A 19,908-nucleotide genomic window follows, 5' to 3' on the forward strand; every position below is an offset into this window, starting at 1 on the left:
GCGGCGATGCGGGAGGTGGAGCTGCGTTCGACGCTGACGCCGGTGGCGGTGGCGGGGAACGGGGTGCTGCTGGAGCGGATCGCGCTGAACCTGCTTCAGAACGCGGTGCGCTACAACGCGCCGGGCGGCTGGGTGGAGATCACCACCACGGTGGTGGCCGGCGGTGCGGGTGAGCTGGTGGTGTCCAACACCGGTCCGGTGGTGCCCGGTTACGAGCTGGAGCACATCTTCGAGCCGTTCCGTCGGGTCAAGGGCGCCGACCGCACCCGCAGCGACAAGGGCGTCGGGCTCGGCCTGTCCATCGTCCGCTCGGTGGTCCGGGCGCACGGCGGGGCCATCGAGGCCACCGCACGCCCGGAAGGCGGCCTGACCATGCGGGTACGGATCCCCGGAGCCTGAGAGCCCCCTCAGAGCCGCTGGACGGCCCACCAGCGCCCACTCACGGGCCCGCACCCGACCCGGTCGGGTGCGGCGGCTCCGGACCGAGCCCGCCGGTGGCGGTCGCCCGAGCTCAGTCGACGAGCAGCCGCTCGCGCAGTCGCTCTCCGAACTCCGGCCCGAGGCCCAGGACTTCGCCGACGTAGCCACGCACGGACCCGTGCCGCTCCGCCAGCCCATCGAGGAAGAGCCGCATCAGCACGGCCGGCGCGGTCCCGTACCCGGGCCAGTTCAGCTCACGGCCCGGATTCGCCGCGCGCCAGTCCGCGACCAGCCGCTCGGTGGCGAGCCCGGTCAGCGCGAAGTCGGCCACCACCGTCTCCTCGGGCACCCCGAGCAGGTCCAGCACCAGCGCGGCCACGATTCCCGTACGGTCCTTGCCCGATGCGCAGTGGAAGACCAGCGGGCCGCCGTCGGCTGCGATCACTTCCAGGACCTGCCGGAGCTCCTTCACCCCGTCCTCGGCCACCTCCGCGTACCGCTCGGCGAGGAAGGCCGCGGTGTCGGTCTCGGGGCCGAGCGCCGCCTGGTCGTACGGGCGGTGCTCGATGCTGAGGTTGTGGTAGGCGACCACGAGGTCCTCCGGTACCCGGCCCCTGGCCTCGATCTCCCAGGGGTAGCGCAGGTCGATCACGGTACGGATGCCCAGGGCCCGGAAACGCTCCCGGTCGGGCGCGCCGGCCAGCTTGGCCAGCGAGTCCGACCGGTAGAGCGCGCCCCAACGCACGGTACGGCCGTCCTCCGTGCGGTAGCCGCCGAGGTCTCGGAAGTTGTGCAGCCGGTCGAACTCGATGTGTCTGATCATCAGGTCACTGTAGAGCCACCGCAGTTGACGCTCGGAGCCAGGGCCGGTTGCCCCTCAGGGCCGGGGCCGCGAACCGAGGAGCCTGCCCAGCCTGGCCACCGCCTCGGCGACCGTCTCCTGGTCCTGGGTGTGGCAGAGCCGGAACCAGCCGGGGGCGTTGGGATGGAAGATCTCGCCCGGGATGATGCTGACCCTGGCCTGCTCCAGGATGGTCCGCCAGAGCTCGCGCTCGCCGTCGTAGGTCGGCTCGGGCAGCCGGTCGCGCAGGTCCAGCCAGAGTGAACAGCCGGCCTCCGCCGGGATGTGCGGTATGCCCTCCCGTGCCAGCGCGCCGGCGGTCGCCGCGTACGAGGCGGCGAGCCGGCGCCGGTTCTCGGCGAGGAAGCCGGCCGTCCACTCGGGGTCGGCCAGCAGGTCGGCGAGGAAGGACTGGGTGCCGGTGGAGACCGGGGCGAAGTAGGACAGCGCGCGGGCGGCCGCGCGGACCTGGGGGTCCGTCACGTGCAGCACCCCGGTCTTGAAACCGGGCAGGCCGAAGTCCTTGGCGAAGCCCCAGATGGTGTGGGTTCGGCCCGCCCTGGCCCGGCCGACGGCCGGGTTGCGCAGGCTGGTGAACGGGGTCGGGCCGAACACCGAGTGCGAGTACAGCTCGTCGCCCACCAGGTCCAGGTCGTGGGCCGCCGCCACCTGGGTGAGCTCGCGCAGTTGCTCGGCGCTGTGCACCTGGCCGAGCGGGTTGGACGGCGAGGCCAGCACCACCGCCCGGACCGTCACGCCCTGCCGGTGCAGTTCGGTGACCGTACGGTCCACCGCCCGGGCCGAGAGCGCGAAGCCTTCGGACTCGTCCAGCAGCGCGGGGACCACCCGCGCGCCGGACCGGCCGCCGAGGTCGGTGTCGAAGGCCGCGTAGTAGGGCGCGGGCACGACGATCGCCTCGCCCGGGTCGCAGAGGACGGTGGCGATGATGTCCAGCGCGGCCGTGGCGCCGCTGACCACCACCAGGTCCTCCGGATCGATCGCGGACCGGCCGGTGCGGGTGAGGAGTTCGGCGATCCGCCGGCGCAGCACGGGGCTTCCGTGGAGTTCGGCGTAGCGGGTGTTCTCCTCGGTGATCGTGCCCGGCCGGGCGAGGCGGTCCGCGAGCAGGTCACCGACCAGCCGGTTCTCGGCGGTGCCCAGGTTGAGGTAGCCGTCCGGGCGCAGCCGGGGGTGGTAGGGCCGCGCTTCGGCGCGGAAGTGGGCCTCGGCGATGGCCGGGGAGGCGGCCGTGAGGGCGGCGGCGGTCCGTGACACCATCAGTGGCCTCCGGCGTCGTGGTGGGTGGGGGTTGCGGCGCCGGTGGTTCCGGTGATGAGTCCCGGGTGGACGCCCAGTCCCATCGAGGCGTCGATGACGGCGCCGTGCAGCAGCGCGGAGTGCGGGCCGGCCAGCCAGTGGACCAGTTCGGCGACCTCGTCCGGTTCGATCAGCCGTCCGCGCGGCAGGCGGGCGAGCAGTCCGGCCCGTTCGTCCGGCGAGAGGCCGGTGAGGGTGCTGGCCTCGAACATGCCGGTCGCGGTGGCGCCGGGGCAGACGGCGAAGACGTCCACGTTCTCGTGGGCGAGTTCGGCGGCCAGCTGCCGGGTGAGGTGGCCGACGGCGGCCTTGCTCATCCCGTCGGCGAGCCGGAAGCCGGGGAACTGGGAGATGCCCCCGCCGACGCTGGAGACGTTGACGATCTTGCCGAAGCCGCGTTCCCGCATCCCGGGCAGCAGTTGCCCGATCAGCCAGAGCGGCCCGACCGCGTTGATCCGCAGCAGTGCGGCGTCCTGTTCGTGCGCGGCTCCCTCGGCGTAGCGCTCGATGGTGGCCGATCCCGCGCCCGCGTTGTTGACCAGGATGTCGACGGGTCCGGGGAGTTCGCCGACCAGGCGCTCGTGGTCGGGCCACTCGCCCTGGCGGAACGGGAAGGCCTGGACCGTCCCCGGTCCCTCGCGGTTCAACTCCTCGGCGAGCTCGGCGGCGCGTTCCCGGCCCGAGTGGTACGTGAACCAGACCCGGTGCCCGTCGGCGGCGAACCGGGCCACGCAGGCGCGTCCGATGCCCGCCGAGCCGCCGGTGATCAGGACATTCCGCTGTTCCATGGGCCCCCTCGGGCTCGGCTGCCGTCCGCGCGGCCGGTGCGCGGCCGGGATCCAACTGCCCTGCTGGGGCAGCTCGGTCGCGGCTCGGTCATGAACCGGCTTGATCATCGCACCGGCATGAGCATAGCGACAGCCCCCGGAGAAATTCAGGCGACGCCGGCGCGGCGCGGTGCTAGCTTCAGATCACATGAAACCGGTCACCGACGAACAGATCCGCGCTTCCTTCGTGAACTGCACCAAAGGGGAGGCGCGCAGGCTCCGACTGCCCCGTGAATCGGCCGACCTTCACTGGGCGGATCTGGACTTCCTGGGCTGGCGCGATCCGGGCGCCCCTGACCGCGCCTACCTGGTCGCCGAGCGGCCCGACGGCCTGGTCGGGATCACGCTGCGCGCCACCACCGGCATCCGCCGGAGCGTGCTGAAGAGCAACCTCTGCTCCTTCTGCATAACCACCCACGCCGGTTCGGGCGTCGCACTGCTGGCCGCCCGCCGCGCGGGCCAGGCCGGACGCGACGGCAGCACCGTCGGAGCCTACGTCTGCGCGGACCTCGCCTGCTCGCTGTACGTCCGGGGGAAGAAGCGTTCGCAACTGGCCGAGCGCGTCACCGAGTCGCTGACACTGGAGGAGCAGATCCTGCGGACCCGGGTGAACCTGGACGCCTTCCTGGACCAAGTGCTCCAGTCCGCCTGACCTTCAGGCGCGCCGCACTGCCACGCGTTCCGTACGACGCTGCGACGCTGCGACGCGACCGCACGGTCAGCCTGCCAGCGCCGCAAGCCCGGGAGCCCGGGGCGGGACGTCGCTCCGGGCCCCCGGCAGCTCCCCGCGGGCGGCGAGTTCGCGCCGGTCCGTGTCCAGGGAACTGACCAGCCCGCTCAGCAGCTTGCGGAAGTTCTCGGCGTCGGCGGGCTGATCGGCGGGCTGGGTGAAGTCGTTGGACGGCATGCGGCGGGCACTCTCCTCGCGAGCTGCGGGCGGTGGACACCCCGATCCTCGCGTCCGGCTCTCAACAGCCGATAAACGATCACTGAGCGCCCACCGCGGCGCCCCTCCGCGCGGGCTCAGCCCCGCCCGAGCACCCGGTCCACCGCGATCTCGATGACCACGCGCTCCGGGTTCTCCCGCGGCTGGCGGTAGCGCTCGGCGTAGCGGCGCACGCCCTCGGCGATCCGCTCCGGGTCGTCGCTCACCACCGCGATGCCCTCCAGCGTGCACCAACGCGCCCGGTCCACCTGGCAGACGGCGACCCTCAGCCCGCCCGGCCCGGCCGCCAGCACATTGCGGACCTTGCGGCTGTTCCGGCCGCTGATCACCCGCGCCGTGCCGGTCTCCGGGTCGAGGGTCGCGCCCACCGGGACGACGTGCGGGGTGCCGTCCGGCCGCAGGGTGGTCAGGGTGCAGAGGTGGTACTCGCGCCAGAAGCCGAGCAGGTTCTCGTCCAGCGCACGCGGGTCATGAGGCATACCGGCATGCTACGTCGCGAGCTCCGGCGCCCGCCGGGCTCCTGCCGGACTCCCCGTCCCCGACGGAGCCGGCCGCTCCTGCCACGTCCGGCACGCCCGTCCGCCGCTACGTCGCCTCCCCAGCTCAGTTGCCGCCTCCGTCCAGCCCCACCAGGTACCGTTCCCACCTGCGGCAAGGCCAACTGATGGCGTGTGAGGGAACGGAGTCCGGCAGTGGCGAGGACGGTCGAACCGAGGACGGGGAGCAAGGGGCACACGGTGCGGGAGGGCAGCAGGACCTTCGCGGTCCCGGGCTTCGCGCCGTGGCCGCCGCCCAGGGGTGACAAGCGGCGCGGCCGGCGGCTGCGTGAACAGGTGCCCCGCGAGGCGCATGCGCGGCCCACCCTTCCCGAGGACCGCCCGAGCGTGGTGCGGGCCGTCGAGGAGGGCAACGCCGGGCGGCTCCCGGAGCTGGTCCCGATCCGGGTCGGCCGGATGTCCGCCTCCCCCTTCGCCTTCCTGCGCGGCGCGGCCGGACTGATGGCCTGCGACCTGGCCGCCGGCCCGGCCTCCGGCATCCTGGCGCAGCTGTGCGGCGACGCGCACGCGGCCAACTTCGGCCTCTACGGCGACGCCACCGGCCGTCTGGTGATGGACATAAACGACTTCGACGAGACCGTGCCCGGGCCGTGGGAGTGGGACCTCAAGCGGCTGGCGACGAGCCTGGTGCTGGCGGGCCGGCAGGCGGGCACGGACGAGCACACCTGCCGCCGGGCCGCCTTCGACACGGTCCGCTCCTACCGGCGGACGATGCGCCTGCTGGCCAGGCTCCCCGCCCAGGACGCCTGGAACGCGGTCGCTGACGACAGGCTGGTGACCTTCGCCGACGCACATGAACTGACCGACGTGCTGGACGGTGTGGGCACCAAGGCACTGCGCAACACCAGCGCCAAGTTCGCCGCCAAGTCCACCGTCCGGGGCCGGGACGGCCAGTGGCGGTTCACCGCCGCACCGCCCGTGCTCAACGAGGTGTCGGACACCCGGGCTGCGGAGGTCGCGAACTCCCTCGCCGAGTACCTGGAGACGGTTCCGGTCGAGCTGCACCCGCTGCTGGCCCGCTACAGCGTGCACGACGTGGCGTTCCGCGTGGTCGGCACCGGCAGCGTCGGCACCCGCTCGTACGTCGTGCTGCTGCTGGACCGGCGCGAGGAGCCGCTGGTGCTCCAGGTCAAGGAGGCCCGGCCGTCGGCCCTGCTGCCGCATCTGGCCCGGGCGGGGTACCCGGTGCCGGCCGCCGGGCACGAGGGCCGCCGGGTGGTGCTCGGCCAGAAGCGGATGCAGGTGGTCAGCGACATGCTGATGGGCTGGACCACGGTGAAGGGACTCCCTTACCAGGTACGGCAGTTCCGTAACCGCAAGGGCAGCGTCGACCCGGCGGTCCTGCTGCCGGAGCAGCTGGACGACTACGGCCGGCTGACCGGCGCGCTGCTCGCGCGGGCCCACGCCCACACCGCCGACGCGGCCGTGATCGCCGGGTACTGCGGCAAGAGCGAGGCCCTGGACGAGGCGATGGCTGCGTTCGCAATGGCCTACGCCGACCAGAGCGAGGCCGACCACGCGGCACTGCTCACCGCTGTGCGCTCTGGTCGGCTCCCCGCCGAGACCGGCGTCTGACCGCTCCCCGAACCGGCCGTGGGGCCCACTGCCCGACAGCGGACCCCAGGGCCGGTCCGCCGTCCCGAATGGCCGACATTCGATGATCTCTTGGCCGGTTCACGGTCTTCCTGCCCGGGACACGGCGAGTTACCGTCGGTAACGGCGCGCAGACGTGGCGTGCCCTCCCCCGACCGCGAGGAGGACGGAATGACCGTCGAGCACGGCGAGGCCGAATCCGCCGAGCCGCTGATCCCACTGCACTGTCTGCGCCACGCGGAGCCCGGACCGCCCAGACTGACCGCGCTGCCGGGCGGCACTCCGGTCTGGCTGGCGACCAGGCACGCGGACGTCCGGCAGGTACTGACCGATCCGCGGCTGGACCGCGCCTCGCTCTACGCCCCGGACGCGCCGCCGACCTCCACCGGCCCGAACCTCCTGGACGACCCGGAGGGCCTGCTCAACATCGACGGACCCGAGCACCAGCGGCTCCGCCGTACCGTCCAACGCGCCTTCACCCCAAGGGCGATCGAGCGCTGGCGCCCCTGGGTGGAGTCGGTGGTCGAGGAGCTGATCGACGGCCTCGAGGCCTCGGGTCCGCCGGTCGACGTGATCGCCGGGCTCACCAGTTCACTGCCCATCGCGGTGATCAGCCGGCTGATGGACCTGGACGGCGTGGACCACGAACGGCTCGCCTACTGGAGCGACCACGCGCTCTCCACCTCCGCCTACCCGGCCGAGCGGGTCCGGCAGGCGATGCGCGAGTTCTACGCCTTCTCGGAGCAGCTCATCGCCCAGCGCCGGAAGAACCCCGGCGACGACCTGGTCAGCAGCCTGCTGCAGGCGGCGGACGCAACCGAGGGTGTGACCGAAGGCCAACTGGTGGTGCTGGTCTGCGGGTTGGTGGTGGCCGGGCACGAGACCACGATGACCTCCTTCGGCAACGCGCTGGTCCAGCTGCTCACCGAGTCCCCGGCCGCCTGGGCGCGGATCGGGGCGGACCAGGAGAGCGCCACCGCCGCCGCCGAACAGCTGCTGCGCGCCGTCCCGCTCAGCGACACCCTCGAGGTTCCCGGCCTGCTCCGCCGGGCCGTCGCCGACCTGGAGATCGGCGGGGTGACCATCCCGGCCGGCAGCGTGGTGGCCGCCGACGTGCGCACCGCCAACCACGATCCCGAGGTCTACCCGCCGAGCGAAACGCTCGACCACTTCGCCCCGCTCGGCACCCCCAGCCTCACCTTCGGCGCCGGACCGCACCACTGCCTCGGCGCCTGGCTGGCCCGGATGGAGCTGGAGCTGGGCCTGCACCACCTGGCGAGGCGACTGCCCGGCCTGCGGCTCGCCGAGCCGGTCGAGGAGATCGCTTGGCGCACGGGCCTGCTGACCCGGAGCCCGGCATCGCTGCGGCTGGCCTGGTGAGCGCCGCCGAGCGGGAGCTGACCGTACGGGTGGACGGCACCCGCTGCGTGGGCACCGGCGCCTGCGCCCGCACCGCTCCCGGAGATCTCGAACTCGGCCCGGACGGACGGGCCAGAGTGCTGCGCCCCGCCTCGGACGACCTGCCGAACCTGACCGAGGCCGCGGAGCTGTGCCCGGTCGAGGCCATCACCGTGCACTCGGCCGCCACCGGCGAGCTGCTCGCCCCGCGCTACTGAGCCGTCCCCCTCGGTGCCGCCGCCCCACCGGGCGGCGGCACCGGTTCTCCGACCCCGGTCACCGCCGGTCGGAGCGCTCTCGGCCGGTGCAGGCCGTGTCCCACCGCGACCGCCAGCCGGGCCAGCGCGGCCGGCGCGCCCTGCTGCCCCCGGATCCCCGGGAAGGCGTTCACATCCACGATCAGCGGCGCGCCCCCGACGTCCAGGATGTCCACCCCGTACACATCCAGTCCGAACACCTCACCGACGTGGAGCGCCAACTCCCGCCAGCCATGCGGAAGTTCATCCACGGAGCAAGACGGCAGCCGCTCCCCCTCGGCGAGCTCGGACTGGCGCAGCTCCGCGAAGACCTCTCCCGCGACCACCCAGAGCTTGTGGTCCCAGCCCGATCCGGGCGCCAGGTCCTGGACCACCACCGGCTCCCCGGGCCACCGGTCGGCGAGTTCACGCAACCGGCGGTCGTCCGCCACCCTGGCGACCAGGTCACCCCGGCGGCTGTGCCGGCTCTTCACCACCAGCGGGTGCCGGACCGGACCTCGGCCCGCCAGCGCCGCCAGGTCCGGCAGTGCGGTGGTGGCGGCGAAGGGGAGCCCGGCCCGCTCGGCGAGGCGGGCCATCCGCACCCGGTCCTGGCAGAAGCCGGTCGAGGCGCCCGAGTTGACCACCGGCACTCCCATGTTCTCCAGCCGCTCGGCGAGTGCGAGCGCCGCCGGAGTGCGGGCCTTGAGCAGGTACACCTCGGCGAGTGCGGCCGGCTCCGGCAGATCCTGGCCGGGCGCCAGGTGCGCCACCCGGTGCCCGTCCTCGGCCAGCAGGGCCGCGGTGGCCGTCAGCAGTGGGTGCCCGGGGGCCGCGGTCAGCAGGCCGATCCTCATACGGCGCCCACCTGCTCGGGGATCCGGACCGCTCCCGGCAGCGCCGACGGCCACGAGGATCCGTTCCGCGCCAGGCGAAGGACGGCCCGGGAGACCTTGGCCACGGCGTCCGGCACCTGCCGAAAGCTCGGGAAGTCGTTCACGTCCACCACCACGGGCCCGTCCGGGCCGAGCAGCACGTCCACCCCGTACAGGTCCAGGCCGTAGACCTCGCCGACGGCCGTGGCGATGGCGGCCACCTCGGGGCTCAGCGCCACCGGCCGCTCCCGCACCGGCCCGCCGCCCCGGGCGAGCGGCGAAGTCCGCTCGGTGCCGAACAGTTCACCCCCGGCGCAGTAGACCTTGAGATCCACACCGGCGTTGGGCACGTACGGCTGCGCGAGAAGCAGGCCCTCGCCCCCGGGGTGCTGCTCGAGCGCCGTCAACTGCTCCGGGGCGTCGACCCGGTGGACCGCCCGGCCCGAACTTCCGTCAGCGGGTTTGACGACCAACGGGTAGCGGTCCGCCGGTATCCGGGCCAGGTCCTCGGTCCTGGCCGCCGCCCAGGTCGCCGGGACGGGCAGACCGGCCAGCTCGGCCAGCACGGCGGCCCGCGCCTTGTCCCGTACGCCCCGGATCGCCCGGGCATCGTTGATGGTGGTCAGTCCGGCGCCGGCGGCGGCCTCCAGCAGTCCCAGACCGGGGCCGCCGGAGACGGTCTTGAGCACCCAGGCGTCGTGGACACCGTCCCGGATCAGCTCGCCGAGGTCGAGCAGCGAACCGCCGGGCCGCAGTACGTCCACCCGGTGGCCCCAGGACCGCAGTTGGCGCACCACGTCGAGTGGCATGCCGTCGTTTCGGTACTGCTCCTCCACCAGGAAGCAGAATCTCATCGCGTACTACCCCTGTCCCCCCGACTTCACCGGCCGACCGGGCTCGGTCGGCCTCGGACCGGCCGGCAACGGGGACCTCGGGAATAGGATCGGCCGACGCCCGCGTTCCCTGTTGCCTGTCGGTCTCAGCGCCCCAGGATGCCATGAATTGCCCGGACAAGATCACCCAGGAGGTAATGAAACGGCAACAAGAGCGCCACAGCTGAATTTAGCCGAGGTGTCGGATGGTTCAACTCCCTTCGGCGGCGGCGCCCTCGTACTGACGCCTCGACAACCGCCGCTGCGCGCCGGGGCCGAGCGTCAGACCGAAGCCGAAGCGCTCGGTGGTCTGCCGGATCCGCTCCAGCGGGAGCGAGCCGTGCCGCTGGAGCACCAGTCGCGGCCGCCCGTGCTCGTCGACGCCGTCGGTCCGGTGGAAGGCCAGCACCGAGGTGGACATCGGCTCGTGCAGGGGGTGGTTGCGGCGCGCGGCCTCCTCGTCGGCGTGCTCCAGCACCCGCACCCCGGCCTCCCGGCCGAACTCGGCCCGCAGGGCCGCCGCCCGCCAGTGCGCGGGCTCCTCGTCGGCGCCGGTGGCGCGCCGGGAGCGGTTGGCCGAGGTGATGAACAGCAGATCGCCCCGGGTGCCGGCCAGCGCCCGGGAGAGGAACTCGTTCGACGGGCAGGAGTAGCCCGGGCCGATCACCTGGACGGTGCGCCGGCCGTCCTCCTCCGTCGTCAGATGGCCGGGCAGGTCAGCGGGCGCGGGCCCCTGGAAGCCGAACGGGCCCAGCGTGAACAGCGCGTCGATCAGTGCGGTCACCTCCCGGTGGCCGATTCCGTCGGGCAGCCGGGCCCAGTCGAAGAGCAGCGGGATCCGGGCCGGCGCGGTGGTCACGCTGCCGGTCTGCCCGGCGGGCCGGCCCTTCATCAGATTGACCCGCCGGACCACCGCTGCCTCCGGTCGCGCCGTCAGCGCGTAGAGGTTTCCGAAGCCGTGCGCCACCGCCAGCCCCGCCACCACCGCACCGGCGGCCCACCTCACGTCCTCGGCCCGGCCCAGCACCGCACGCCTCGCACCACCGGCACCACGGCCGATTCCACCGCCGGCGCAGACACAGTTGCTAGCGACCATCCCGGACCTCCGTACACCCACATTCCCTCAGGCCATCAACGCGACAGAGCGCCAAAACGTCACAGCCGAGTCCCGAACCCGCTCCGAGCCGACCTCTTGCGCCTCCGGCACCGCAACACTGTCAGACCCTGCCATTACCATCTCTTGACAATCCCATGGGCAACCCAGGGGAGTGGAGAAATCCGGGAGGATGAGGAGGGAAAGTGCGGAAAACCATCGGCTCCGGCCTCACTCGATCCGCCACCGCGAGCACCGGCACCGCGAGCACCGGCACCCGGCCCGCGCCGGGCCGCCCGGAGCGGCCGTGGGTGCTGCGGCCGCGCGGTCTGCACGACCTGCGGCACGGCACGCCCCCGGCCGGCCCGGCCGTACTGAGCTACCCGCCCGGCGACTTGGTGGTGGTCAGCGGCCTGCCCGGCAGCGGCAAGAGCACCCTGATGCGGCGCTGCGCCCAGGCGCCGGCCATCGACTCCCAGTTCAGCCGCGAGCACTACGCCCGCCTGCTCCCGCCCGGCCTGCCGTACGCGGTCTACCGCCCGATGGTCCGGCTGCACCACTACCGGCGGCTGCACCGGGCGCTGCTGGCGGGTGGTCCGCTGGTCGTGCACGACTGCGGCACCCTGCCCTGGGTCCGCAACTGGCTGGTCAGAGCGGCGCACCGGCAGGGCCGCCGACTGCATCTGATACTCCTCGACAGCACCCCGGCCGAGGCCAGACAGGGCCAGTACGCCCGCAGCCGCCGGGTGTCCGCGTACGCCTTCACCCGGCACCGCCGCGCCGTCGGCCGGCTGCGCGCCGAACTGGCCGGCCCGTCGGGGGCGGTGGCGGGCTGCGCGTCCGCGGTGCTGCTCGACCGCGCGGCGGCCCGCGGGCTGCGCGGGATCGAGTTCACGGCCTGAGCGGGCAACGACCGCCAAACCCGAGCCGGCGTGGGCGATCCGGGCCAGCGCGAGCCGATCCGGGCCGACCTGGCTGCGCCATCGGCCGACACGGTGTCAGGTCGTTCGTCCGGGTCATTGCCCGCCGCCAATCGTCCGTCCGACGGCGCGCCGGACGGGGTACACGGGCGGCCCCTCCGATCATCGGGATACCGATCAGGGGTCAGTGGCCGATGGTTCGAGCCCCGTCCAACCGAGGTCACGCAGTCGGCCCCGATGTCGGCCTGCACGGCCTCGTACGGGCCTCCGTCAGCACCGTCACTGGAGACCGCTCCCATGCGCAAGCCGATGACTCGCCGTTCCGCCGCCCTGTCGGCCGCCGTCGCCCTGTGCCTGGGCGCGAGCGCGCACAGCCTCTCGTACGCCGCCACCGGCCGGCCCGGGTCCCGGTTACCGGCGGCCGCGCGGCCCTCGTCCGCCAGGCCCGCGGCGCCTCCCGCACCCACTGCCCGCACGCCGTCGAGCTGGCTCACCCCCTTCATCCCGACGGTCCCCGACCCCAGTACCGCGACGGCCGAGGAGCTCGCCGCGGGAGCGGCGGCCGCGGGGTTCCCGTCCGACCCGATCGCCGACCCGCTGGGGCAAGCCGGGCAGCCGATCTCCCGCACCGATGTGATCGCCAGGGCCCAGACCTGGGTGGCCCAGGGCGTCCCCTACAACAGGAGCGTCAAGCACACGGACGACGGGGGCACTTACCGCACCGACTGCTCCGGCTACATCTCGATGGCCTGGAACCTGCCGTCGAGCGCCGCCGACAACTGGGGCCAGACCACCTGGACGCTTCCGGACTTCGCCACCCGGCTGGACGGCCTGGACGAGTTGCGGGCCGGCGACATGATCGACAAGACGGACCAGCACGTCGTCCTCTTCAAGAAGTGGGCCAATGCGGCACACTCGACCGCTGTGGTCCTGGAACTGGCCCACAGCGGAACGCGTGCCCGGCAGTCGACCTACTCCCGCTCCTTCCTGACCGAGAACGACTTCCTGCCGTTCCGGTACGACAAGATCATGGACTCTCCTCCCCCGCCGCCCGCTCCACACAGCGCACCGTGAGACCGGGTGCGCTCGGCGGACGGCACCCCGGCAGAGCAGCGCGGACTCATCGACGGCGATTTGGGCATCATCGCCATCTTCAGCACCGCCCTGACCGACGGCCCGGCACTTGGGCACCCCCGATTGGGCTACCGCGAGTAGCCCCTCGACTACGGAAGGGCTACTCGATCAAGTAGGCACTCTTCCCCACGGGCCGTCAACCTGGCTAGCGTGTCATGCGCATGGCCCACCCCGGTCATGCGTCCGCCACTCGAAAGGAGGAACCATGTCCGTCGCGCCCGCGTACAACCAGCCAGCTCGCGGCCGAAGAAGACCCGTGAGCCAGGGGTCGCCCCCGCTCACCGCCTTCGGCACAACCGGGAGCAGCCGCTAGCGCGGATGCACCTCCAGGAAGGTCCGCACAGCTGACTCCAGCGCGCCCTCGATCCAGGCCGGCTTCAGGCTGGTGTGCTCACCGGCGAAGTGCACCCGGCCCTCGACGGTACTGGCTGCCGGGTGCAGCTCGTGCACCTGGCCGGGGGTGAACATCACCGCCTCGCCGAGCGCGTAACGGGCCCGGGCCCAGGACTGGGTGGCGCCCACCCCGGTGAACTCGGTACGGACCCGGGGCCCGAACATCCGCTCCATGTCGTTCAGTGCGAAGGCGTACCGCTCGCCCGGCGTCAGCGAGTCCCAGCGCATCGCGTCGTCCGACCATGTGTAGGACGCCAGCACCACGCCGCCCTTCGCCCCCTGCGGCGAGTGCGAGGGGAAGTAGGTGAACCGGCTGGCGCTGTCCGAGACGCAGCCGCCACCGGTGAAGCCGGCACCGCCCTCCTCCCAGAACCGGTTCTTGAACTCCAGCAGCACCTTGGTCGCCGAGTCGTAGTGCAACTCGGTCACCGCACGCCGCTTCTGGTACGACATCAACGGCTCGATCGAACAGAACCGCAGGGCGCTGAACGGGATGGTGACGATGGCGTAGTCACCCTGGAAGACCTCCGTGGGGGCGGTCGGCGCACCGTCGCAGGACTCCTCGTCGCCGCTCTCCGCGGTGGTCTCGATGCGCACCCCGCTGTCCGTCTGCACCAGGCGGGTCATCCGGCGGCCCATCCGCAGCTCGCCCTTCAGCTGCTCGGCGAGCTTGTCGGTGAGGACGGCAGTGCCGCCCTCCAGCTCCCAGTAGCGGTTGGTCGGGCTGATCACCGCGTGGTCGATCAGCGTCGGTACCAGGGAGTAGTGCAACCGCGACGTCATGTTCTCCAGGGTGCCGGCGGCCTGGATCCGGTTGTCGTCCCAACCGCCCTCCTCGGACAGGAAGCGGCGGGTGGAGTAGTCGGCGTACTTCCGGAAGATGTCCGTCCAGGCGGCCAGCCGGTCCGCGATCGGCCCGTCCGGCACCGTGACCTTCTTGAACGCCTCGTTGACGGCCGCCGTGGTGGTGCTGGCCAGATCGGTGCCGAAGGTGCGGTTGATCGCGACCGGGGACTGGGCGTAGGCGGCCCGGGTGCTGCGCGCGCCGTTGACGTGGATCCAGGTGCGGAAGTTGGCCGTGGGCGCCTTGAAGGTGGAGTCGGCCGGCCCGTTGCTCCAGACCTCGCCGGTGAACGAGCGGTGGACCACCGCTGGCACCTCGCCCACCGGCCTGGCACCGGGCGCGACATCGGCGTTGTAGAACAGCCGCCGCTTGACGCCCAGCTTGTCGGCCAGTGCCAGCACCATCGGGTGGAAGTCCGGCAGCCGCATGGCACCCGCCTCGGCGTGCAGCCGCTTGTCCTCGAAGATGTGCCGGAAGGTCTTCACCCGGCCGCCGGTCCGGCTGGCGTTGGCCTCGATCACCACCACCTCGTGCCCGGCCTGCTTGAGCAGGTACGCGGCGGTCATGCCCGCCACCCCGGCACCGACCACCAGGACCTTCTTGCGCGGGGCCCTGGGCGGCAGCTTGCCGTCGATCAGGATCTTCAGGTAGTCGAGTGTCAGGTCGCGCTGCTCGTCGTCGCTGACCATCAGCATCTTCCGCGCCAGGTCGCGCGACTGGTGCTCGTCAGCACCGCGCGGTACGGCCGCCGGCACCGCGGCCGCCGACGCCCGGCCGGCGAATCCGGCGGTTCCGGCCACGGTGGCAGCGGCGGCCGAACCGAACAGCGTCCGGCGGGAGAGCCCGCCGCGCGGCCGGCTCACCTCCCGCCGACCGGTTGACGGATCGGTGGGCAGATCACTGGGCAGGTCCACGGAATCACTCCATCGCATACACACTCGGACAACACCCTGGGCAACGGGAGGAGCAGTCCAAGGTCACGCCGTCGCAAGGCGGTTCACCGGTTCGAGCGGCGACCGGGCCGCGGTCGGGCGGGCCTCACCCGTCCGAGCGATCACCACGGGTGGACCCCGGCCGGCGCCCGGCGGCGTTACGCGCCACGCACCGCGCCGATCGCTACTGTGCGGCTCATGCCCACCCCCACCCCCTCCCTTGAGGTACGCCTGCGCCGCCTTGCCGAACGGCTCGGCACCCGCCACCGGACCCCGATCGAGACCTGGTTCGACTCCGAACGCTGCCGCTGGACCCTGCGGTGGTACGACGGACCCTCGGTGGCCGTGATCAAGACCGAGCTCGCCCGGGTGACGGCCGCAACCTCCCAGGTGCTGGTCCGGCGGGACCTCACCACCCGGGCGCTGGCGCTGGCGGCGATCCGGGAGACCCGCGCGGGAGCGATGCGACGCCGGGTCGGCAGCTGGGGCCAGCGGTACCACCTGGAACAGGTGATCGGGGACCGGCCGCATCCCGAGCGGGCCGCCGATCCGCGCGAGGAGGCGATGCTGGAGCGGCTGCTCGCCGAGGCCACCACCGGGGACGGGCAGTGGGCGGTGCCGGACGAGAGCCGGGCCTTCGACCTGGTCGCCCGCGACGGCATCTCCTGGCTGCTGCCCAGCCACCGGCTCACCGCCCCCGGGGAGCCTGCCGGACTCGCGCTCGACCCGCTGGAGTTCCTGACTGCCCGCTATGCGCAGGGCGTGCACCGGACCGCCTGGGAGACCGCGCTCACCACCATGCCGCTGCGTGCCGCGATCACCGCCGCCGAGGCCGACCCGGACACCGACCCGGACACCGCCCGCGCCGCCCTCGCACTGCTGCCCACCCTCCGCGACCAGCTCACCGTAGAGCTCGACACCGTTCAGGCCACCCTCACCCGCGCGGCCGAGGATGCCGGAAACGCGCCCGCCGAAGCCCTCTAGTATCGCAACAGTGCCTACCGTGACGAGGCTTCAGCTCCCGGGCTGTGGCCTCGTTGCTCGTAGTGGTTGATCCGGACCTGGTGTTGGCGTCGGCGGCGCCAGCGCGACCAGTGCAACTCGTGATCGACGCTGCGGCGGACCGGTCGGGTGAGGTGGGCGATCAGCCGGCGGATCTCGGGGACGGTCGGGGACATAGGGTGCGGCGTTCGAGCCGGTCCAGCCCCTCTTCCGAGGCGGCGATCAGCTGGGAGTGGTCCAGCTCGTAACTGAGAACTGTGATCCGGTTACGGATTCGGCGGGGCGCCGCTGACTCCACTTGTCCGCCGCCGTCCACCAGGCCCCGCCAGCCGAAGCTGCGGTCGCCGGGGCCTGGACGGCAACAGCTGGGGCGGTGGCCGCGACGGCGGGTTCCAGGGCCGCTCAAGCGGGTGCACGCGCCCGACTTGCTGCCGCCGGTGACTCCGGCGGCTGAGTCCGGGCGCTACTCCCACCGCCGTATCGCCAGTATCCTCGCCAACTCCCGCAAGTTGGCGCCAACTTCCGGCAGTTCGTCCACCGCCGACAGCTCCACAGTGAGCCGGTCGGACTCGTACAGAATGATCGCCATGGACCTCGAACTCGACCCACCCCACGGCATCACCGGATTCCCGCTCGGCATGCAGGCCAAGGCCCTCAAGGCCGCAGCCTGCGAACTCGGCCGGGTCAACATCCAGGACGACGGGTCCGCCGACGAGTTCCACTACATGAAGGTCACCGCGCTGCACCCTCAGTTCGAGATCGTCTTTCACCTCGAAGACGGAAAGACCCTCACCGCCGCCGAGGTGTGGATTCCCCACCCCGGCGACGAGAAGATCACCATCCGATTCCGTGGCACCGACGTCTTCCGCACTCCAGCCCGGGAACTGCTCTCACAGCTGGAAGCAACAGGCCTGACCGTCCTGGACGAGACCCGCTACGCGTACGTCCCCAGGCTCTCCCTCGGCTTCACCCGCGTAGCCGGCCACGAAGTCCCTCTGGACACCGACGGCGAACCGCTCTACTTCCAAGCGATCCTGGTCGGCCCGACCGACTACTACGACTACAAGATCAACGCGGGATAGGCAGGAACCGGCTCCGGTGCCGATTCAGTCACCTGGCGCGCGAAACGGCGCAGTCTCATCCATCAGGGCAAGTTCGACGTCGCGATGAAGATGGGCATCGGCGCGATCGGGGTCATCTCAGAAGGCGTTTTATCCCGATTTAAAATGTCTGTTCTATGGCCTTATGGGCCATTAACCCAGTGGCATTGTCCATCCGCCTCGCACCGAACGCCCACTTCGATGTCCAGTCAACGAGCCCCATTCGACCGCAAGACGGGTGAATCGGCTCATATTCAAACCAAACACGATTCACGCAACAAGTCATGGCGAAACGCCTTCCGCGAGCACTGCGCATCGCAACCCGAATCGGGACGCTAGGGATATATAGCGCAAACCAGGCATTGGACGGATAGCACACAGATGCCCATAAGTGACCTAACCCTCCGAGAGGGTGTTTTCAGGGCTCTGGTCCCGTAAATGGCTTTTATCCTGTTGATGTTACGCCCAGTAGATGAACAACCTTCTGCCTCCGATCACAGGATCGGCCTGTCAATGCCATCGACTGTCCGCTGTTGGTGAGATGTTAGTGAGATATCGGTGTGCTGTGGGCCAAGCGGTGCAGAATTGCGCGCATGGCTGAGCTTCTCGCAACGTCCACCGATGGCACGCCCATCACCGCTCTCGACAACGGCAGAGGCCCCACGCTGCTCCTCGTCCACGGGGGCGGTGGGGAGGCCACGTCCTGGGACGGCGTCATACCGTCGCTGATCGACGACTTCCGAGTGGTCAGGGTCGCCCGTCGCATCTATGTCCCAAGGGCGAGCATCCCGCCGACGTACTCAATGGCTGTCGAGGCGGCGGACGTTCTGGCGATCACCGGACTCCTCGGCCGGCCTATGCTCCTAGTCGGGCAATCCTCGGGTGCGGTCGCCGCGCTGGAAGCCGCCTTGCTGGCGCCCGAGATGTTCGCAGGCTTGTTCCTCTACGAGCCGCCAATGCCCACCAGGTCGCTGGTTGGAGGAGAGGCAGCCGGGCGCGCCCGCGAAGCCCTTGCCGCAGGAGATCCGGTTGAGGCGATGCGAATCCACCTGCGCGACATCGTTCAAGAACCCGTGGAGCTGGTCGAAATGCTGATCGCGGATCCGGAGATGCAGGCTGCGTTCGCGTCGAAGGCGGCAGCGCAGATCGCCGAGGTCGGCGCGCTCGACGCGCTCGGAGTCGGCATCGACCGCTTCAGGCAGCTCGATGTGCCGACCACCCTGGTCGAGGGCGGCATGAGCCCGGCCCACCTGCGGGAGCGACTGGCCGACTTGGCGGTCACCCTGCCGAAGGCGCGGATCCTCACCCTCGCGGGCCAAGGGCATGCCGCTCATCTCACAGCCCCTGGAGTACTCGCGGACACCATCCGGGAAGCGGCCGAGCAGGTGCTCTGCTGACTTCTCGCCCCGCATGACGGGGCGGTACGCCCCACTGGCGGCAGTCCGTCCTGCGAAGGGCTCTGTCCCAACTTAACGGCTGATCTGGGTCATTGAGCTGGAAGGCGTTGAGCGGCGCTTTCCAGCGGATGGTTCACCTCTTGCGACCCTTCGACTCCGGGATTGCCTTCGCACGTCGCCCCTCCGTTGCCAGGGTGCCAGTGATCTTGCGCTCCTTGTCGCTGAAGAGGGTGTTCGAAGTTCAGCTTGAGTTGGTCCTTGGGGCTACCGGCTCTGGGAAGCTGAGGGTGAACAGGCCGGGCTCGGGTTCGGCGAGGATGCCACGGCCGACCAGGCGTTTCAGCTTGGCATGGGTGTTTTCGGTGTGCCGCGGCTCGGCGCCCCTGCAGCGAGAGTCGAGTGTGTTCCGAAGGCGTGGACATGGCGCACGTCCTACCCGACGGGACAGGCTCGGGATGCGGCAGGCTACGTCCTGTCGTGATCCGCTGCTCCCGACGGTGTGCCTGCCTTGCCCGTTGCCACCGCCCGCCCGATAGTCCTGCGCGCCGCCGAGCGTGAGCGATTGAAGCAGGTGGCCTACGGCCACAAGACCGAGCACCGGCTGCGGATACGCGCGCAGGTGGTGCTGCATGCCGCACTGGGTCGCTCCGATGCGCGCATCGCCCGGGAGACCGGCCTGCGTGTGGACACGGTCCGGTGCTGGTGCGGCCGGTTCGCGGAGCGGGGCCTTGGCGGCCTGAGTGACCGTGAGCACTCCGGTCGGCCGCCTGCGTTCACCCCGCTCCAGATGGCCGAGATCAAGGCACTGGCCTGCCAGCTTCCCGCCGAGACTGGAGTGCCGCTGTCGCGCTGGTCGTGCCCGGAGCTGGCCCGCGAGGCGATGGCCCGGGGGCATCGCCACGGGCGGCGGGAAGGGGTTCACCACCGCCCCCGACCCCGCCGGCGACCCCCGCCGAACCGTCGCCCACTGGCACGGCCAGCCCACCCGCCAAGCCTCCTAACGCCTGTCTGACAGATGGTCATCCGGTCGGTTCGGCAACAGGGGGCTCTATCCGCTCTCACACCACATCCGTCGACTCACCGCGACCTGCCACAAGATCAATCCTCGGACAGGCCTAGCCTCGATTCGTCAGCGGGGTTTGGTCGCTGAGAGGCTCGGCGGTTCGCCCGTTATGTCCCCAGGCAGTTCGGGGTGGGCCGTCGCGTGACGC

21 protein-coding genes are annotated in these 19,908 nt (G+C 71.5%); 11 read left to right on the forward strand and 10 right to left on the reverse strand.

The window, feature by feature from the left end; translation table 11 throughout:
* Positions 1-399: sensor histidine kinase (locus ACZ5ON_RS34350; protein ID WP_465601068.1), on the forward strand; the 399-nt coding region annotated here is incomplete at its 5' end.
* A gap of 112 nt (positions 400-511) precedes the next feature.
* On the opposite strand, the gene ACZ5ON_RS34355 is transcribed toward ACZ5ON_RS34350, so the two are convergent.
* The 3 genes from ACZ5ON_RS34355 to ACZ5ON_RS34365 are packed head-to-tail and all read right to left on the reverse strand — an operon-like array spanning position 512 to position 3,366.
* Positions 512-1,243 (reverse strand): tyrosine-protein phosphatase, encoded by a 732-nt coding sequence (locus ACZ5ON_RS34355; RefSeq protein WP_465601071.1) that lies wholly within the window; start codon positions 1,241-1,243, stop codon positions 512-514.
* 54 nt (positions 1,244-1,297) lie between these two features.
* A complete protein-coding gene (locus ACZ5ON_RS34360) occupies positions 1,298-2,539 on the reverse strand; it encodes an aminotransferase class I/II-fold pyridoxal phosphate-dependent enzyme (RefSeq protein ID WP_465601074.1) in 1,242 nt (413 codons plus the stop codon).
* Positions 2,539-3,366, reverse strand: a complete 828-nt coding sequence (locus ACZ5ON_RS34365) for an SDR family NAD(P)-dependent oxidoreductase (protein WP_465601077.1) — start codon at positions 3,364-3,366, stop codon at positions 2,539-2,541. The genes ACZ5ON_RS34360 and ACZ5ON_RS34365 overlap by 1 nt, the downstream gene beginning before the upstream one ends.
* A gap of 187 nt (positions 3,367-3,553) precedes the next feature.
* Between ACZ5ON_RS34365 and ACZ5ON_RS34370 the strand changes: the two genes are divergently transcribed.
* Complete coding sequence (locus ACZ5ON_RS34370) at positions 3,554-4,057, forward strand: FBP domain-containing protein (protein WP_465601080.1); 504 nt, start codon at positions 3,554-3,556, stop codon at positions 4,055-4,057.
* Positions 4,058-4,123: 66 nt separating this feature from the next.
* On the opposite strand, the gene ACZ5ON_RS34375 is transcribed toward ACZ5ON_RS34370, so the two are convergent.
* Together ACZ5ON_RS34375 and ACZ5ON_RS34380 are read right to left on the reverse strand one after the other, a co-directional pair.
* On the reverse strand, positions 4,124-4,312 hold the full coding sequence (locus ACZ5ON_RS34375) for a hypothetical protein (RefSeq protein WP_465601082.1): 189 nt from the start codon (positions 4,310-4,312) through the stop codon (positions 4,124-4,126).
* Positions 4,313-4,428: 116 nt separating this feature from the next.
* Positions 4,429-4,830: a pyridoxamine 5'-phosphate oxidase family protein gene (locus tag ACZ5ON_RS34380; protein WP_465601085.1), complete on the reverse strand. Its 402-nt coding sequence runs from the start codon at positions 4,828-4,830 to the stop codon at positions 4,429-4,431.
* A gap of 192 nt (positions 4,831-5,022) precedes the next feature.
* On the opposite strand from ACZ5ON_RS34380, the gene ACZ5ON_RS34385 reads away from it, so the two are divergent.
* The 3 genes from ACZ5ON_RS34385 (at position 5,023) to ACZ5ON_RS34395 (ending at position 8,117) form a co-directional block, all read left to right on the forward strand.
* The gene (locus ACZ5ON_RS34385; RefSeq protein WP_465601088.1) at positions 5,023-6,483 is read left to right on the forward strand and encodes a DUF2252 domain-containing protein; all 1,461 of its coding nucleotides are present in this window, start codon (positions 5,023-5,025) and stop codon (positions 6,481-6,483) included.
* A 189-nt stretch (positions 6,484-6,672) separates the two neighbouring features.
* Positions 6,673-7,881 (forward strand): cytochrome P450, encoded by a 1,209-nt coding sequence (locus tag ACZ5ON_RS34390; RefSeq protein WP_465601091.1) that lies wholly within the window; start codon positions 6,673-6,675, stop codon positions 7,879-7,881.
* Entirely contained in the window at positions 7,878-8,117 is a 240-nt protein-coding gene (locus tag ACZ5ON_RS34395) for a ferredoxin (RefSeq protein WP_465601093.1), read from the forward strand. Before ACZ5ON_RS34390 ends, ACZ5ON_RS34395 begins: the two co-directional genes overlap by 4 nt.
* Here ACZ5ON_RS34395 and ACZ5ON_RS34400 read toward each other — a convergent pair.
* The 3 genes from ACZ5ON_RS34400 to ACZ5ON_RS34410 all read right to left on the reverse strand — a co-directional run bounded on the left by ACZ5ON_RS34400 (position 8,111) and on the right by ACZ5ON_RS34410 (position 10,978).
* Positions 8,111-8,992, reverse strand: coding sequence for an ATP-grasp domain-containing protein (locus ACZ5ON_RS34400; protein WP_465601095.1), 882 nt, complete (start codon positions 8,990-8,992; stop codon positions 8,111-8,113). The genes ACZ5ON_RS34395 and ACZ5ON_RS34400 overlap by 7 nt on opposite strands.
* Positions 8,989-9,864 (reverse strand): ATP-grasp domain-containing protein, encoded by an 876-nt coding sequence (locus tag ACZ5ON_RS34405; RefSeq protein ID WP_465601098.1) that lies wholly within the window; start codon positions 9,862-9,864, stop codon positions 8,989-8,991. Before ACZ5ON_RS34405 ends, ACZ5ON_RS34400 begins: the two co-directional genes overlap by 4 nt.
* A 229-nt stretch (positions 9,865-10,093) precedes the next feature.
* Entirely contained in the window at positions 10,094-10,978 is an 885-nt protein-coding gene (locus tag ACZ5ON_RS34410) for a hypothetical protein (RefSeq protein WP_465601100.1), read from the reverse strand.
* Between the two features lie 203 nt (positions 10,979-11,181).
* On the opposite strand from ACZ5ON_RS34410, the gene ACZ5ON_RS34415 reads away from it, so the two are divergent.
* Together ACZ5ON_RS34415 and ACZ5ON_RS34420 are read left to right on the forward strand one after the other, a co-directional pair.
* On the forward strand, positions 11,182-11,877 hold the full coding sequence (locus ACZ5ON_RS34415; protein WP_465601103.1) for a P-loop nucleotide/nucleoside kinase family protein: 696 nt from the start codon (positions 11,182-11,184) through the stop codon (positions 11,875-11,877).
* 315 nt (positions 11,878-12,192) lie between these two features.
* On the forward strand, positions 12,193-12,969 hold the full coding sequence (locus ACZ5ON_RS34420; RefSeq protein ID WP_465601106.1) for a hypothetical protein: 777 nt from the start codon (positions 12,193-12,195) through the stop codon (positions 12,967-12,969).
* Positions 12,970-13,338: 369 nt separating this feature from the next.
* Here the strand turns inward: ACZ5ON_RS34420 and ACZ5ON_RS34425 are convergent, their stop codons facing one another.
* A complete protein-coding gene (locus tag ACZ5ON_RS34425; protein WP_465601108.1) occupies positions 13,339-15,180 on the reverse strand; it encodes a flavin monoamine oxidase family protein in 1,842 nt (613 codons plus the stop codon).
* Positions 15,181-15,396: 216 nt separating this feature from the next.
* On the opposite strand from ACZ5ON_RS34425, the gene ACZ5ON_RS34430 reads away from it, so the two are divergent.
* The gene (locus tag ACZ5ON_RS34430) at positions 15,397-16,182 is read left to right on the forward strand and encodes a hypothetical protein (RefSeq protein ID WP_465601110.1); all 786 of its coding nucleotides are present in this window, start codon (positions 15,397-15,399) and stop codon (positions 16,180-16,182) included.
* A gap of 481 nt (positions 16,183-16,663) precedes the next feature.
* Here the strand turns inward: ACZ5ON_RS34430 and ACZ5ON_RS34435 are convergent, their stop codons facing one another.
* Positions 16,664-16,789 carry a hypothetical protein gene (locus tag ACZ5ON_RS34435; RefSeq protein WP_465601112.1) on the reverse strand — a complete coding sequence of 42 codons (126 nt, stop codon included), beginning with the start codon at positions 16,787-16,789 and terminating at the stop codon, positions 16,664-16,666.
* Here ACZ5ON_RS34435 and ACZ5ON_RS34440 point away from each other — a divergent pair.
* The 3 genes from ACZ5ON_RS34440 to ACZ5ON_RS34450 all read left to right on the forward strand — a co-directional run bounded on the left by ACZ5ON_RS34440 (position 16,788) and on the right by ACZ5ON_RS34450 (position 19,709).
* A complete protein-coding gene (locus tag ACZ5ON_RS34440; protein WP_465601114.1) occupies positions 16,788-17,282 on the forward strand; it encodes a hypothetical protein in 495 nt (164 codons plus the stop codon). The genes ACZ5ON_RS34435 and ACZ5ON_RS34440 overlap by 2 nt on opposite strands.
* Positions 17,283-17,893: 611 nt before the next feature.
* A complete protein-coding gene (locus ACZ5ON_RS34445) occupies positions 17,894-18,697 on the forward strand; it encodes an alpha/beta fold hydrolase (RefSeq protein WP_465601117.1) in 804 nt (267 codons plus the stop codon).
* A gap of 571 nt (positions 18,698-19,268) precedes the next feature.
* On the forward strand, positions 19,269-19,709 hold the full coding sequence (locus ACZ5ON_RS34450) for a helix-turn-helix domain-containing protein (protein WP_465601120.1): 441 nt from the start codon (positions 19,269-19,271) through the stop codon (positions 19,707-19,709).
* Positions 19,710-19,908 lie beyond the last annotated feature (199 nt).

The organism is Kitasatospora sp. NPDC032150, assembly GCF_055579945.1.